Annotated in this window: 11 protein-coding genes; 7 read left to right on the top strand and 4 right to left on the bottom strand. The window is 73.1% G+C overall.

The features are described from left to right. Positions 1 to 67: 67 nt before the first annotated feature. Positions 68 to 943 (bottom strand): thermonuclease family protein, encoded by an 876-nt coding sequence (locus F1721_RS12195; RefSeq protein ID WP_150066737.1) that lies wholly within the window; start codon positions 941 to 943, stop codon positions 68 to 70. A gap of 224 nt (positions 944 to 1,167) precedes the next feature. On the opposite strand from F1721_RS12195, the gene F1721_RS12190 reads away from it, so the two are divergent. Beyond that, a complete protein-coding gene (locus F1721_RS12190) occupies positions 1,168 to 4,335 on the top strand; it encodes an arabinosyltransferase domain-containing protein (RefSeq protein WP_150066736.1) in 3,168 nt (1,055 codons plus the stop codon). A 211-nt stretch (positions 4,336 to 4,546) separates the two neighbouring features. Further along, complete coding sequence (locus F1721_RS12185) at positions 4,547 to 5,467, top strand: AEC family transporter (RefSeq protein ID WP_150066735.1); 921 nt, start codon at positions 4,547 to 4,549, stop codon at positions 5,465 to 5,467. A gap of 79 nt (positions 5,468 to 5,546) precedes the next feature. Here the strand turns inward: F1721_RS12185 and F1721_RS12180 are convergent, their stop codons facing one another. Both F1721_RS12180 and F1721_RS12175 read right to left on the bottom strand, forming a co-directional pair. Next, positions 5,547 to 6,062 carry a lytic polysaccharide monooxygenase auxiliary activity family 9 protein gene (locus F1721_RS12180; RefSeq protein ID WP_150066734.1) on the bottom strand — a complete coding sequence of 172 codons (516 nt, stop codon included), beginning with the start codon at positions 6,060 to 6,062 and terminating at the stop codon, positions 5,547 to 5,549. A gap of 299 nt (positions 6,063 to 6,361) precedes the next feature. Further along, the gene (locus tag F1721_RS12175; RefSeq protein WP_150066733.1) at positions 6,362 to 8,647 is read right to left on the bottom strand and encodes a molybdopterin-dependent oxidoreductase; all 2,286 of its coding nucleotides are present in this window, start codon (positions 8,645 to 8,647) and stop codon (positions 6,362 to 6,364) included. Between the two features lie 112 nt (positions 8,648 to 8,759). Between F1721_RS12175 and F1721_RS12170 the strand changes: the two genes are divergently transcribed. The 3 genes from F1721_RS12170 (at position 8,760) to F1721_RS12160 (ending at position 11,529) form a co-directional block, all read left to right on the top strand. Further along, positions 8,760 to 8,978: a hypothetical protein gene (locus F1721_RS12170; protein ID WP_150066732.1), complete on the top strand. Its 219-nt coding sequence runs from the start codon at positions 8,760 to 8,762 to the stop codon at positions 8,976 to 8,978. 169 nt (positions 8,979 to 9,147) lie between these two features. Continuing rightward, on the top strand, positions 9,148 to 10,347 hold the full coding sequence (locus tag F1721_RS12165; protein WP_150066731.1) for an SfnB family sulfur acquisition oxidoreductase: 1,200 nt from the start codon (positions 9,148 to 9,150) through the stop codon (positions 10,345 to 10,347). Between the two features lie 15 nt (positions 10,348 to 10,362). Next, complete coding sequence (locus F1721_RS12160; protein WP_150066730.1) at positions 10,363 to 11,529, top strand: acyl-CoA dehydrogenase family protein; 1,167 nt, start codon at positions 10,363 to 10,365, stop codon at positions 11,527 to 11,529. On the opposite strand, the gene F1721_RS12155 is transcribed toward F1721_RS12160, so the two are convergent. Then, on the bottom strand, positions 11,526 to 12,854 hold the full coding sequence (locus F1721_RS12155) for an MFS transporter (RefSeq protein ID WP_150066729.1): 1,329 nt from the start codon (positions 12,852 to 12,854) through the stop codon (positions 11,526 to 11,528). The two genes, F1721_RS12160 and F1721_RS12155, sit on opposite strands and share 4 nt — an antisense overlap. Before the next feature lie 339 nt (positions 12,855 to 13,193). Between F1721_RS12155 and F1721_RS12150 the strand changes: the two genes are divergently transcribed. Continuing rightward, positions 13,194 to 13,835, top strand: a complete 642-nt coding sequence (locus F1721_RS12150) for a 3,4-dihydroxy-2-butanone-4-phosphate synthase (protein WP_211840439.1) — start codon at positions 13,194 to 13,196, stop codon at positions 13,833 to 13,835. A 218-nt stretch (positions 13,836 to 14,053) separates the two neighbouring features. After that, positions 14,054 to 15,226 (top strand): LLM class flavin-dependent oxidoreductase, encoded by a 1,173-nt coding sequence (locus F1721_RS12145; RefSeq protein ID WP_150066727.1) that lies wholly within the window; start codon positions 14,054 to 14,056, stop codon positions 15,224 to 15,226. The last annotated feature ends 91 nt before the right edge of the window (positions 15,227 to 15,317 follow it).

Raw genomic sequence — 15,317 nt, 5'->3', positions numbered from 1 at the left:
CGCACCCCCCGCGCATCCTCGACGTCCGACCATCTCACCACGTCGGAACCGGGCGCGGCGGGACCGGTCAGGCCTCGATGAAGACGATGCGCTCCGGTTCGACGGTCAGGCGCAGGGTCTGGCGGCGGACCTCCACCAGCGTCTCCAGCTCGGTGGCGTGCCCGGTCGGCACGGTGAACAGGCGGTCGTCGCGGGTGTCGAGGTAGTTCGCGAACCCGGTCAGCGACACCCCGCCGGACTCCTCCAGCTCCAGGTAGTCGGCCAGGCGGCGGAACAGCTTGGGCAGCAGCACCGCCTCGTCGCGCAGCTGCTCGCGGGAGCGCAGCCGCAGGCCTTCGAGCGTGACGTCCTCGGCCCACACCCCGCGGCGGGACTCGCGCGCGGCGACCGAGACCTCGGCCATCGCCTGGCGCAGGTCGGGGAACAGCTTCGAGTAGAACGTGGGGTACACCAGCCCGGCTTCGAGCAGCGCGTGGTTGGCCGAGTTCGGCAGGCCGTCGGGGTCGAGGCGGACGTCGCCGCCGTCGGTGGAGCGGCCGGGCCGCTGGCCGGGGAAGGCGAACGCGACCGCGCGGCCGTACTTGTCCGCGAACCGGGTCAGGATGTGGCCGGGCACCTCCTCCGGCGTGCTGGCGGTGACCCGCCCGTTCTCGTCGCGCTCGACGCCGGTGAACCCGAGGTGCTCCAGCAGCGCCCGGCCCGCTGCGTCGGCGAGCTCGGCGGGCTGGTGCCAGAGCTCGCTGCCGCGCGCCTGCGGCCGGTAGTGCGTCTCCAGCGCGTCGATGCCCTCTAATCGCAGCTGGACACCGCCGCTGGAGTTCAGCCGCACGGACAACCCCGCCTTGCGGAAGGTCTTCGGGTCGGCGGGGTAGAAGCGGATCGAGTCGCCGTCGGGGGAGCTGCCGACGATCCGGAAGGCGCCCTTGATCAAGGTGAAGGTCATGTCGCTGACGCTAGTGACACGAGCGCCCCCGTCCGGGGGATCTCACCCGGAAGGCCCAGCGGCGGAGCGGAGATCCGGATCACACGTCCCGGGAGCTCCGGTGGCGGGACGTGCGGTTTCGACCGCGCTGGGTGACATCGGCCGCTCCGGTTGTCGGCCCGTTCGCACGCCTCTCTAAGCTCAGTGGGATTGGCTGTTGTCGGCAGGGATGAGGTGGCGATCGCGTGGCTCAGCGGTCGGGGGAGATCACGCGACGCGACTCCGCTCCGAAAGCTGCTCGGCGCTGGGCGGTGCTGCTCGGCCTGCTGTCGGCGCTGGCGGCCTTGGCCGTGCCGCTGCTCCCGGTGCAGCACGAGATCACCACCCTGAAGTGGCCGACCGCGCAGGGCACCGCCCCGGTGTCGGCCCCGCTGGTCACCCACGCGCCGCTGTGGCTCACCGCCGAAGTCCCCTGCGCCAGCGCGCGCAGCCTGGACGCGCGCAGCAACGGGGCGGCCGTGCTGATCGCGACGAACCCGCCGTCGTCGACCTACGGCGGGGTGACCGGGCTGAGCCTGCAGGTCGAGGGCGGCGAGGTCACGCTGTGGTCGCGCGGGCAGCGGATCGGCTCGACCGCGCTGCCCGCCGGTGATTGCGCGATCTCGGTGCGCGCGGACTCCTCCGGCACCAGGGCCGACGTCGGCGGCACCGAGCTGGCCGCGGTCGACGGGGACCGGCGCCCGCAGCTGACCGGGATCTTCTCGCAGCTGGACGGCGCTGTCGACGACGTGCGCGGGCTGTCGTTCGAGGCCCGGGTGGACGACCGGTTCGCCAGCTCGCCGACGCCGCTGAAGGTCGCGGCGATGGTGCTGGCGGTGGCCGCGTTCGCCGGTTCGGTGCTGGCGCTGAGCAGGCTGGAGGTGCGGCGGGCGCCGCGACTGCTGCAACCGGGGTGGTGGCGGCTGAAGGTCCGCGACGTGGCGGTCATCGGCGCGCTCGGCGTGTGGTGGCTGATCGGGGCGATGACCGCCGACGACGGCTACATCCTGACCATGCTGCGCGCCGCGGGCGACGCCGGGTACGTCACCAACTACTTCCGCTGGTTCGCCAACCCGGAGTCGCCGTTCGGCTGGTTCTACGAGTTCTACGCGCTGTGGGTGCAGGTGTCACCGGCCACGCCGTGGGTGCGGTTGCCCGCGCTGTTCCTCGGGGTGCTCAGCTGGCTGCTGATCAGCCGCGGGGTCCTGCCGCGGCTGGGGCAGCAGGTCCGGCGCAGCGAGTCCGCGGGCTGGGCCGCCGCGGCGGTGTTCCTGGCGTTCTGGCTGCCGTACAACAACGGCCTGCGGCCGGAGCCGGTGGTCGTGGCGTTCTTCCTGCTGGCGCTGTGCGCGGTCGAGCGCGCGGTGGCGACCCGGCGGCTGACCCCGGCCGCGCTGGGCCTGGTGGCCGCGGCGCTGGGCGTGGGGGCGAACCCGCACGGCATGGTCGCGGTGCTGCCGTTCGTGGTGGCCGCCAAGCCGCTGCTGCAGCTGCTGTGGCGGCGCGTGCGCGAGCGCGGGGTGCTGCCGGTGCTGGCGCCGATCGCCGCGTCGGGCCTGGTGATCCTGGTCGGGGTGTTCTTCGACCAGACGCTGCAGTCGGTGCTGGACTCGGTGGCGCTGAAGACCAAGTTCGGGCCGAACGAGTCCTGGTACCAGGAGCTGATCCGCTACGACAAGCTGTTCGGGCCGTGGCCGGACGGTTCGCTGACGCGGCGCTTCCCGGTGCTGCTGGTGGTGCTGTGCGTGCTGGCCTGCGGGGTGGTGCTGCTGCGCCGGGGCCGGATCCGGGGCGCGGCGCTGGGGCCGAGCCGTCGGCTGCTCGCGGTGGCCGCGCTGTGCTTCGTGGTGCTCGCGGCCACGCCGACCAAGCACACCCACCACTTCGGCGTCCTCGCCGGGGTGGGGGCCGTGGTCGCGGCGCTGACCGCGCTGGCGACCAGCGCGGCGGTGCTGCGCTCGCGCCGCAACCGGGCCGCGTTCTTCGCCGGGCTGATGGTCGTGTGCGCCTTCTCGGTCACCGGGACGAACTCGTGGTGGTACGTCTCGGGTTGGGGCGTGCCGTGGTTCGACCGCGCGCCCAGCCTGGACGGGCGGTCCGCGAGCACCTACTTCCTGATCGCCGCCGCGGTCGCCGCCGTGGTGGCGGTCGTCGAGCACCTGCGCCACGACGAGCTGCCGGTGGTCACCGCCGACGCGCGGCGGCGCGGGGTGCTGCTGGGCGCGGCCCCGCTGACGCTCACCTGCGCGGTGCTGCTGGTCGGCGAGGTGGTGCTGTTCGGGGTGGGGATCCACAAGCAGCGCGATGGCTACAGCCTCGGGGCGGACAACGTCAAGCAGCTGGCCGGGCGCAGCTGCGGGCTGTCCGACTACGTCGAGATCGAGACCGATCCGCGGCACGGCGTGCTCGCGGTGTCCCAGGACCAGCCGCGCAGCGCCGAGAACCGCCTCACCGGCACCCCGGAGGGCGCCGACTACCTGGCGGCCGACTCGCGCGGCTTCCACCGGTTCGGCTACCCGCGCACCGAGTTCTGGACGCCGCCGTTCGGGTTCGGCGGCGACGACGCCCCGGTGTGGGGCAGCTACGACCGCGACGCCACCGGCACCGGCGAGCTGCGCACCCCCTGGTACGACCTGCCGCCGCAGGCCACGTCGGGCGAGGCCCCGGTGGTGCTGCAGTTCGCCGGTTCGGCGACCGGGGCGAACTCGCTGCGCGTCGAGCTCGGGCGGGACACCCCGGAGGGCTTCGAGATCGTCGGGAAGCGGGACCTGGTGCAGAACAGCGGCACCTGGCGCGACCTGCGGTTCACCGTGGACGGTGCGACCAAGCTGCGGGTGCTGGCGGTGGACCAGAAGGTCGACGAGGGCGGCTGGCTGGCCTTCAGCGCCCCGCGCGTCCCGCAGCTGACCTCCATGACCGAGGTGGCCGGGGACGCGCCGACGTTCGTCGAGTGGCCCGCGGCCCTGGTGCACCCGTGCCTGAACCTGGCGAGCCTGCAGCACGGGATCGTGGAGCTGCCGCGGTTCCGGGTGGCCGGTGGCGGGATGCTGCGCGACATGGGGCAGAGCTGGTCGGGCTCCTCCGGCGGGGGACCGTTCGGCTGGCTCAACGTGGCCGCCAGCGTGCGGGCGATGCCGAGCTACCTCAAGGGCGACCTGCACCGCGACTGGGGCGTGTTCTACGTCGTGGACTCCTTCCAGCCGGACGCCGTGCCCGCCGACGCGGCGATGGTGGTGCACCGGGAGACGCACTGGGGCACGTGGAGCCCCGGGGAGCTGCCGAAGGCGGTCAAGCTGCCGGGCGGTCCGCCCAGCTCCAACGGCCGGACCGACCTGCTGCCGCTGGAGACCGCGGAGACCGGTGACAAGACGTGATCGGCTGTGAGCAGCGCCATGCTCGCGGTGCCGCGCTGATCGCTTAGGATCGCTAAGAGTGCGGGTGGCGCTCGCGCGATCGACCAGGGCGCGGTCCGCTCCGGTGAAACCCATTAGCACGGAAGAAAAGAATGCTTCGCGCGCGACGAGGACCCCGCCCGGCCGCAACCGTCCGCAGTGGACGCCGCGGAGCTGAGCCGCGGGAGGTCCCGTGTCCGGGGTGATCCAGGGCTTCGGCGTCATCGCCGCCATCGTGCTGATCGGCTACCTGCTCGGCCGGACCGGGGCGCTCGGCAGCAGCGGGCGGGAGGCGCTGACCAAGCTCTCGTTCTACGTCGGCACCCCGGCGCTGCTGCTGAAGATGCTCTCCGAGTCCGACGTCTCGGTGATCTTCTCGATCCCGCTGCTGGTCACGGCGCTGAGCACGTTCGCCGCCGCCGGGCTGTTCGTGCTGGTCGGCCTGGTGCGCAGGTGGAACATCCGCCGCACCGCGATCGGTGCGCTGTGCTCCAGCTACGTCAACGCGGGCAACCTGGGCATCCCGATCGCGGTCTACGTGCTCGGCGACGCCACCCTGGTGGCACCGGTGATGCTGTTCCAGCTGCTGGTCATGACGCCGATCGGGCTGACCGTCATCGACTACGCGCAGGCCGGGGAGCGCAGCTCGGCGTGGTTGCGGGTGCTGGCGCCCTTCCGCAACCCGATCGTCATCTGCTCGCTGATCGGCGTGGCGCTCTCGCTGGGCGGGTGGCGCATCCCGGCCCCGGTCCTGGAACCGATCACGCTGCTGGGGCACCTGTCGGTGCCGACGGTGCTGCTGGCCTTCGGCATCTCGCTGCACGGCAGCGCGCTGCCCGCGGGCGGTGCCGAGCGCTGGCCGGTGCTGCTGTCGGTCGGTCTGAAGTCGGTCGTGCACCCGCTGATCGCCTGGGCGATCGGTGCCGGGCTGTTCGGGCTGGAGGGCGCTTCGCTGTTCGCGGCGGTGGTGATCTCCGCGCTGCCCGCGGCGCAGAACCTCTTCGTGTACGCATCTCGCTACAACGTGGGCGTGCGCCTGGCCCGCGAGTCGATCCTGCTGTCCACGATCCTGTCCGTCCCGGTCCTGTTCACCGTCACCGCGCTGCTCGGCTGAGCGGCGAGATCCCGCGGGGTCCGGCTGGCGCCACCGGACTCCCGCGGGATCGGCGTACCGGGTTGCTGCCCGGTACGACTCAGCCGACGTCGAGGTCGACGCAGGCGTAGAAGGCGTTGGCGGTGTCGGCGATGTTCCACACCGCCAGCAGCTTCTGCTTGCCGCTGACGCCGCCGAGGTCGACGGTGTGCGACAGCGAGTTCGGCGGCCGCTGGCCGCCGTCGTCGAACACCGCGACCCGGTTGCCGCCGATGAAGTACTCCCAGGTCGTGGTGGCGTGCGGGGCGGTGAGCGTCCAGTGGAAGTTCACCGAGTTGCCGACCTTGGTGGCCGTCCAGCCCTTGCTGTCGTCGTCGAGGTCGGAGAAGCGGGCGTTGCCGCCGCTGCAGCTGGTCAGGCCCTTCGGGCCCTCGACGCTCTGCGGCTCCCACTTGATCTCCCCGCAGGAGACGGTGCCCGCGGCGCACTGCGCCTGCCTGCTCGGCGGCGTGTCGATGTAGCCGTGCGCGCTGGCGGTCGAGGTGGGGATGGCCACCAGGAAGGGCGCGATCGCCGCGCCGACCGCCGCCGCGGCGAACTTGCGCTTCGATGTCATCTCGACTCCCTTGTCGATCCGGCCGGGCCGTTCCCGGCCGAGCGAGCCCCCCGGTGCTTGCGGTCCGGCGCAACGCGCCTGGTCGCGGGAGAGCAACGGCGTGGTCGACGACCGCCGGTCGACCGGCCGACCCGAAGCTGCGGTGTGGTCTGGACCATAATCAGCGGGTCGGAATCCGGTCAACATTCCCGAAACGACGTCACTGCAAAGGACCAGGACCACTTCGCTGACTGGTCCCGGCGAATCCGCCGCGGTGGCGCGGGAATCGAGGTGGGCGCGCCGAAAACGCGCCCGCGCCCTCAGGAATCGGCCAGCGGCGGCGGCTCGCTGCAGCGCAGCGCGGGGACCGGGCCGTCGTACCGCTCGACCTCGACGTGCGCGTGCTGCCCGGCGCAGCCCTGGGACAGCCGGGAGGACGGCACATCGGCGGTGAGCACGTTGGGATTGCCGTGCGCGCAGAGGGTTTCGCCGGGGCGGACCGGGTCGGGCTGCGGGTCGAACCACGCGCCGGTGGCCAGCGCGACGACACCGGGCCGGACGTCCTCGGTCACCCGGGCCCCGGCCAGGCAGGCGCCGAGGTGGTTGAACACCCGGACCACGGCGCCGTCGGAGATGCCCCGCGCGGCGGCGTCCTGCGGGTGGATGCGGATCGGTTCGCGCCCGGCGACCTTGGCGCCCTGGCTGACCGCGCCCACGTCGCCCTGGCCGTGCAGCCGGGTCGACGGCTGGTTGGCGATCAGGTGCAGCGGTCCGCCGCGCCGCTGCCGCGCGGGCAACCACGCCGGGTGGCCGGGGCAGTCCGGGTGGCCGAAGGAGTCGATCGTCGCGGAGAACAGCTCGATCCGGCCGCTGGGCGTGCGCAGCGGGTTCTGCTGCGGGTCCGACCGGAACGCCACCAGCGGCGCCCGGCGCGGCACGTCCGGGATCCGCACGTCCCCGGCCGCCCAGAACTCGGCGAACGGCGGGATGTCGTGGCCCTGCGCGACCAGCCCGCTGCGCCACTGCTCGTACATGTGCACCAGCCATTCGCGCGGCGAGCGGCCCTCGGTGAACTCCTCGTGCACGCCCAGCCGCCGGGCGAGCCCGGCGAGGATGTCGTAGTCGTCGCGGGCCTCGCCGATCGGGTCGAGCACCTGGTGCATCGCGATCAGGTGGCTGTCGCGCCGTCCGGCGCCGACGTCCTCCCGCTCCAGCGCGACGGTGGCGGGCAGCACCACGTCGGCGTGCCGCGCGGTCGCCGTCCAGTGCGTCTCCTGCACCACGACCGTGTCCGGGCGGCCGAACGCCCGGCGCAGCCGGTTGAGGTCCTGGTGGTGGTGGAACGGGTTCCCGCCCGCCCAGTGCACCAGCCGGATCTCGGGGTAGGTCAGGCGCTGCCCGTCGTAGTCGTACTGCTGCCCCGGGTTGAGCAGCAGGTCGGCGATGCGGGCCACCGGGATGAACGTCGACACCGGGTTGCGGCCCAGCGGCAGCGTCGGCGGGCGCAGCACCGGGGCGTCGTCGCCGATGTCGGCCATCGACCCGTAGCCGTGCCCGAAGCCGCCGCCGGGGAGCCCGATCTGGCCGAGCATCGCGGCCAGCGCGAGCCCCGCCCACACCGGCTGCTCGCCGTGCTCGGTGCGCTGCAACGACCAGGACACCGTGATCAGCGTCCGCCCGGCGGCCATCCGGGCGGCCAGGGCGCGGATGTCCGCGGCGTCGATCCCGCAGATCCCGGCCGCCCACTCGGCGGACTTCGCGGTGCCGTCCCGCTCGCCGAGCAGGTAGTCGGCGAACACGTCGAACCCGGTGCAGCAGCGCTCCAGGAAGTCCTGGTCGTGGTGCCCGCTGGTGAGCAGGGTGTGGGCCAGGCCGAGCTGGAGGGCGACGTCGGTGCCGGGGGCGATCGGGTACCACGACGAGCCGGGCGGGACGTCGTCGGCGAGCGGGCTGATCACCGCCACGTCGGTGCCCAGGTCGCGCAGGGCGGCGGAACCGGTGTGCCGGGTGATGCCGCCGGAGGCGATGGAGAGGTTCTTGGTGGCCAAGCCGCCGAAGGCCACCACCAGGTCGGTGTGCTCGCGGATCGTCTGCCAGCTGTCGGCGTGCTGCAGCAGCGCGTCGGTGCTGCCGATCACGTGCGGCAGCAGCACCTGGGAGGTGCCGAAGCTGTAGTTGTTGCGCGAGGCGGTGTAGCCGCCGATGGTGTTGTGGAAGCGGTGCAGCTGGCTCTGCGCGTGGTGGAACCGCCCGGCGCTGGACCAGCCGTAGGAGCCGCCGAAGATCGCCTCGTTGCCGTGCTCGCGCCGGGTGCGCTCCAGCTGCTCGGCGACCAGGTCCAGGGCGGTGTCCCAGGAGACCTCGACGAACTCCTCGCTGCCGCGCGCGCCGGTCGGGCCGGGCCCGCCCTCCAGCCAGCCGCGGCGGATCGCGGGGCGCCGGACGCGGGTGCGGTGGCGGACGGTCCCGGCGAGGTTGCCCAGCAGCGGCGACGGCGCGGGGTCGGCGGGGTGCGGCTCGACGTGGAGGGTGCCGTCGGGGTCGGTCGCGGCGCGGAAGGCGCCCCAGTGCGAGCTGCTCGGCAGCCAGGTCCGTTCGGTCGTCATGCGTCCCTCCTGCGGCCGTCCCCCCCGCACGATAACCCGCGCCGGAGCTGTCGGGGGTCGGCGGGAGGATGGGCGGTGTCGGAGGAGGCGGGAGCCGAAGGGGGCCACCGCGATGGACGAGCAGCACTTCGCCGACCCGGTCACGGCGCTGTCCGAGCTGGCCACGATCGCCGAGCAGGTCGCCGAGCTGTCGGACCAGGCCCGGAGGGACCTGGCCAGCTGGGCCACGGTCGCCGCGCACCTGGCGCAGGCCCGCGACCAGGCGACCGCGCTGGCCCGCAGCTTGCGGCACGCGGCTGGCACGCTGGACCACAACCGCCGGTCCGCCTGATCATCCTCAGTGGATTGTTGTGATTCTCGCTTAACGGTGCTGAAACACCGAGTCCACAACGGACTTATCAGCATCTGGAACGGGGTTGAGCGGACCGTCGCGGCGGGTAGTGTCCGGGCGAGAACCGATTGGCGCACTTGGTGTTTCGCCGCGACAGTTGAGGAGACCGATGGTCAACGTCATCGCCGACGACGCGGAGGCGCTCGCCGTCGCCGCCCGGCTGGGGGAGCGGTTCGCCGAAGGCGCGTCGCAGCGGGACGCGCAGCGGATCCTGCCGGAGGAGGAGGTGGAGGAGCTCTCCGAGAGCGGGCTGCTCGGCATCACGGTGCCCGCGCGCCACGGCGGTGCGGAGGTCTCGCACCGGACCCTGGGGGCGGTGTTCCGGTTGCTGGCGGCCGGGGACTCCAGCATCGGCCAGATCCCGCAGAACCACTTCTTCTTCCTGAACGTGCTCCGGCACAACGCGACCGAGGAGCAGCTGGCCTTCTTCCACGCCGAGGTGCTGGCCGGGAAGCGGTTCGGCAACGCGCTGGCCGAAGCCGGTGCGAAGACCGCGCACGCCTTCGAGACCAGGCTGGTCGAGCAGCCCGGCGGCGACTTCCGGATCAGCGGGACCAAGAACTACACCACCGGCGCGCTGTTCGCGCACTGGATCCCGGTGTTCGCGATCGACGGCGAGGATCGGGTCAACGCGGCGTTCGTCCCGGCCGGGGCCGACGGGCTGACCGTGCTGGACGACTGGGACGGCATCGGGCAGCGCACCACGGCCAGCGGCACGGTGCTGCTGGAGGACGTCCGGGTTCCGCCGGAGCGGGTCGTGCCGCACTACCGGACCTTCGACGGGGCCGAGATCTTCGGCGCGTTCGGGCAGTACCTGCACGCCGCGATCGACGTCGGCATCGCCGATGCGGCGCTGCGCGACGGCGGAGCCGCGGTGCGCGAGCTCAGCCGCCCGTGGTGGGAGGCCGGTGTCGAGCGCACCGCGGACGAGCCGCTGGTGGTGCAGCGCTTCGGCGAGCTCGCGCTGCGGGTCCGCGCGGCCGGGGCGCTGCTGAACGAGGCGGGCGATGCGCTCGACGCGGCGAGGCGGGCGATCGACTCGGGAGCCGCCGACGCCGAGGACCGGGCGGCGGAGGCGTCGGTGGCGGTGGCCGCCGTCCGCGCGCAGGCCGACGACGCCGCGGTGTCGGTGTCCAGCGAGATCTTCGCGCTCATCGGCACCCGGTCCGCCCGGACCGGCCGCAACCTCGACCGGCACTGGCGCAACGCCCGCACCCACACGCTGCACGACCCCCGCCGGTGGAAGGTCCAGCACCTGGGCAACTACGAGCTCAACGGGATCCACCCGCCGCGCAACGGAATCGTCTGAGAACAGGAGGCCACGGTGCCAACGGACAACCCGGATCTGGCGGCGCGGTTCCGCCCGGTGTTCGAGCGGATCGCCGACGGCGCGGTGGACCGCGAGCGGCAGCGCCGCCTGCCGCACGAGGAGGTGGGCTGGCTGCGCGCGGCCGGGTTCGGCGCGGTGCGGGTCCCGCAGCGGCTCGGCGGTGCTGGTGCCGGGCTGGACGAGCTGTTCGGCCTGCTGGTGGAGCTGGGCGAGGCCGACTCCAACCTGCCGCAGGCACTGCGGCCGCACGTGCTGTTCGTCGAGGAGCAGCTCCGGCAGCCGCCCTCGGACGAACGGGACGAGTGGCTGCGGCTGGCCGCGGGCGGGGCGCTGGTCGGCAACGCGATCAGCGAACGCGATCCGCACGAGGTGGGCCGGTTGAACACCCGGCTGTCGGAGCGTGACGGGCGGCTGGTGCTCAACGGCACCAAGTACTACTCCACCGGCAGCCTGTTCGCGGACTGGCTGACCGTCCGGGCCGAGCGGGCTCCGGGCGAGCTGGTCGTGGCCAGGGTTCCCGCCGATTCGGCGGGGTTGGTCCAGCGGGACGACTGGGACGGCTTCGGTCAGCGGACCACGGCCAGCGGCACCGTGGAGTTCACCGACGTCGAGGTCGACCCCGCGCACGTCGTGCCGTGGGACCGCGGCCCGGGGCTGCACACCGCGTTGGCTCAGCTCGTGCTGCTGGCCTCCCTCGTCGGCGTGGCGCGCGCGGCGGCGCGCGACGCCACCGAGTTCGTGCAGCAGCGCCGCCGCTCGTACAGCCACGCCAGCGCCCCGCTGCCCAAGGACGACCCGCTGGTCCAGCAGGTGGTCGGCAAGGTCCACAGCGCCGCCTTCGCCGCGCAGGCGACGCTGGAGGCCGCGGTCGCCTCGGTGCAGCGGGCCCAGCAGGACGAGGGCGAGGTCATCACCGCCGAGGACGACGTGTCCAAGGCCCAGGTGGCCATCGCCGACGTGGTCCTGCGCGCCACCTCGGAGCTGTTCGAGGTGGGCGGGTCGTCGCTGGTCAGCGAGGCGCGGCGGCTCGACCGGCACTGGCGCAACGCCCGGACGCTCACCGCGCACAACCCGCTGATCTACAAGGCGCGGGCGGTGGGCGACCACGCGATCAACGACGCCCTCCCGGTCTTCGGGTGGACCACCGGGGCACCCGCTTAGCGGTCGCGCCCGAAGTGCAGGTCGCGCGGGCGCAGCGCCAGCGTCGCGCCCGCGCCGACGGCACCGGCGAGCACGAGGTACGCGCAAGCCCACCAGGGCGAGCCGCCCACCGCCAGCAGCGTCGTGATCACCATCGGCGTGAGCCCGGAGGCGTAGATGCCGGAGAACTGGTAGACGAACGACATCCCGGTGTAGCGCATCCGCACCGGCGCCAGCTGGGCGTACAGCGTGCCCTGCGGGGCGTAGAGCACCGCGTGCACGACACCCAGCACCAGCACGATCACCAGCCCGATCAGCAGCGGGTCGCGGGTCTGGAAGGCGAGGAACGCGGGGAAGACCGACGCCGCGAACAGCGCTGCGCCGAAGGTGTAGGTGCGGCGGGGCGTCCAGCGGTCGGCGAGCCGGCCGAACACCGGGATCAGCACCGCCAGCACGATCGCGGCGGCCATCACCGCCACCAGCACGTCGGTGCGGGGCAGGTCGAGCGTCGTGGTCGCGTAGGACAGGAAGAACACCGCCCAGGTGTTGAAGGCAGCGCCTTCCGCCCAGCGCGACAGCAGGCCGAGCAGCGTGTTGCGCCGGACCGCGCGGTCTCGGAAGAGGTCCAGGAACGGGGTCCGGGAGGTCTCGCGCGCCGTGCGCATCTGCTCGAAGGCCGGGGTTTCGGCGACCCGGAGGCGGATCACCAGGCCGATGAACACCAGCACGATGCTGAGCCCGAAGGCGATCCGCCAGCCGTAGCCGAGGAACTGCTCGTCGTCGAGCAGGTTGCCGAGCAGCGCGAACAACCCGGTGCCCAACCCCAGCCCCAGGGCCAGGCCGACCTGCGGCCACGCGCCGTAGCGGGCCTGCTTGCCGGGCGGCGCGTACTCCACCGCCATGAGCACCGCACCGGCCCACTCGCCGCCGATCGCCAGGCCCTGCACCACCCGCAGCAGCACCAGCAGCAGCGGTGCGAGCAGGCCGATGTCGTCGTAGGTGGGCAGCGCGCCCATCAGGGCCGTGGCCACGCCCATCAGCAGCATCGTGGTCACCAGCGTGCGCTTGCGGCCGATCCGGTCCCCGATGTGTCCGAAGAGGACACCGCCGAGCGGGCGGGCGACGAAGCCGACGAAGAACGTCGCGAAGGCCAGCACGGTGGAGACGGTCGGGTTGTCGGTGGGGAAGAACAGCTCGTCGAAGACCAGCCCGGCGGCGGTGCTGTAGAGGAAGAAGTCGTACCACTCGACGGTGGTGCCCATCAGGCTGGACACGATCACCGTGCGGACGTCCTTGTCCGACACCTGCCGGGTGCCGGGTGCCTCGGCGTGCGAGGTCGCGGTCATGCTGCTGCCTCCTGGAGCGGGGGATGTGCGGCCGTCCGGGCGCGCCCGGGTCGGCGTTCCGAGGGACGTGGGTCAGGAAGCGGCACAGGCCGCGGACGCCACGCGCAGCAGGTCCACGTGGTGGCGGCAGGTCAGCAGCACTCGGAGCACGCGGCGACGCTATGGAGATCTGCGCGGGGGTGTCAAGGAAGGTGCGCCGGTTCCAGGTGCTGGGACGGTGGGATCGTTCGTTGACCTCCGCGTCGCGGTGGGGCGATGCTCGACGCGGCGCAGTCGGTGCGCCATCGCGTCCTCTGTGGACATCGAGACGTCCCGGAGCCGGTTCGCCAAGGGGAGAACGTGAACGATCAGCGGGAGAGCACGGCACTGCTCGGCGGTGCGGTCGACCGGGCGGCCGCGGAGCTCGCGGCCGGACGCGCGGTGGTCGTGCACGGCTGCTCCGACGAGGGCGGCATCGTGTTCGCCGCGGCGCGCGCCGACGTCGAGCTGACGGCCTTCGCGGTGCGCCACTCGTCGGGCTTCCTGTGCGTGGCGCTCTCCGGCGAGCGGTGCGACGAGCTGGTGCTGCCGCCGATGTCGCCGAAGGTGGAGCGGCAGGGGGCCACGGCGTGCGTCACGGTGGACGCCAGCGCGGGGGTGAGCACCGGCATCTCCGCGTCGGACCGGGCCAGGACGGCGCGCTTGCTCGCCGCACCGCACGCCGAGCCCGCGGACTTCACCCGGCCCGGCCACGTCGTGCCGGTCGCGATCGCCGGGCACCGCGGGGACAGCCTCGCGGAGGTGGCGTTCGACCTGGTCGGGCTCGCCGGGCTGACCCCGGCGGCGGTCTACGCGCACCTGGTCAGCCCGGCCGACCCGACCCGGATGGCCACCACCGACGAGCTGACCGCCTTCGCGGTGGGCGAGCGCCTCGCGGCCGTCCCGGCGTCCGCAGTCACCGCCCGGCGGTCCGCCAGGTGGGATGGCCCGGTCGCCGGTTGACACCTCCGGTGCGGCTTCCCCACGATTGATCCGTGCGAGTCGTGGCGCTGTTCACCAGGCGTCGGCACGTGGACTTCCACCGCGTGTCGGCGCAGGCGTGTCGTCCCTGACCTGGTTCCACCCCGTCCGATCCGCGGGGTTCCCCTCTTCCCGTCCACAACGGACACGACGGGTTCGCGACCACGTGCTGGGCGGTCCCGCTTCTCCTGGAGTGACTGATGTCTTTGACCTTCCACTGGTTCCTGCCCACCTACGGCGACAGCCGGTACCTCGTCGGCGGCGGGCACGGCGTGGCCACCACCAACACCGCCTCGGGGTCCCGGCCTGCGACGCTGGCCTACCTCGGCCAGATCGCCCGCAGCGCCGAGCAGCTCGGGTTCGAGGGCGCGCTGACCCCGACCGGGGCGTGGTGCGAGGACGCCTGGCTGTCCACGGCGATGTTGGCGGAGGTCACCGAGCGGTTGAAGTTCCTGGTCGCGTTCCGGCCGGGGCTGCTCTCGCCCACGCTGGGCGCGCAGATGGCGGCGACGTTCCAGCGCCACTCGGGCAAGCGGCTGCTGCTCAACGTGGTGACCGGCGGCGAGAGCGCCGAGCAGCGCGCCTACGGCGACTTCCTGGACAAGGACGCCCGCTACGCGCGCTGCGACGAGTTCCTGCACGTCGTGCGGGCGCTGTGGCGGGGTGAGCGGGTCGACTTCACCGGTCAGCACGTCCGCGTCGAGGGCGCCGAGCTCACCCGCACCCCGGACCCGGTGCCGACGCTGTACTTCGGCGGCTCCTCGCCCGCGGCGGGCACCGTGGCCGCCAACCACGCCGACGTGTACCTGACCTGGGGCGAACCGCCGCAGAAGGTCGCGGAGAAGATCCGGTGGATCCGCGAGCTGGCGGCCGAGCGGGGCCGCACCCCGCGCTTCGGGATCCGCCTGCACGTGATCAGCCGCGACACCAGCGAGCAGGCCTGGGCTGAGGCGCAGCGGCTGCTGGACGCGCTGGACCCGGCGACCATCGCGCGCGTGCAGGAGGGCCTGGGGCGCAGCGAGTCCGAGGGGCAGCGGCGGATGCTGGAGCTGCACGGCGGGTCGACGGCGGACCTGGAGATCTACCCGAACCTGTGGGCCGGTGTGGGCCTGGTGCGCGGCGGGGCCGGGACCGCGCTGGTCGGCAGCCACGCCGAGGTGGCTGAGCGGATCGAGGAGTACCACGCGCTCGGCATCGACGAGTTCGTGCTCTCCGGGCACCCGCACCTGGAGGAGGCGTACTGGTTCGGCGAGGGCGTGCTGCCGATCCTGGAGCGCAAGGGCCTGTGGCGGCACCCGGCCGGGGCCGCGGACGGCGCCCCGGCGAGCATCCCGTTCGCGGGCGGGGCGCGCGAGCCCGCTGCGGCGTCCTGACCGTTCTTCCCGTCGCGCACGACCGCGAGCCCTCTCGGAGGGCTCGCGGTCTTTTTTCGTCCTAAGAGGACGGTGTCCGGAGGTTGGGAAG

It is taken from the genome of Saccharopolyspora hirsuta (assembly GCF_008630535.1).
Taxonomy (GTDB): Bacteria; Actinomycetota; Actinomycetes; order Mycobacteriales; family Pseudonocardiaceae; genus Saccharopolyspora; species Saccharopolyspora hirsuta.
The sequence above is the reverse complement of the archived record's forward strand: the minus strand, read 5'-3'. Positions and strand labels throughout refer to the sequence as shown.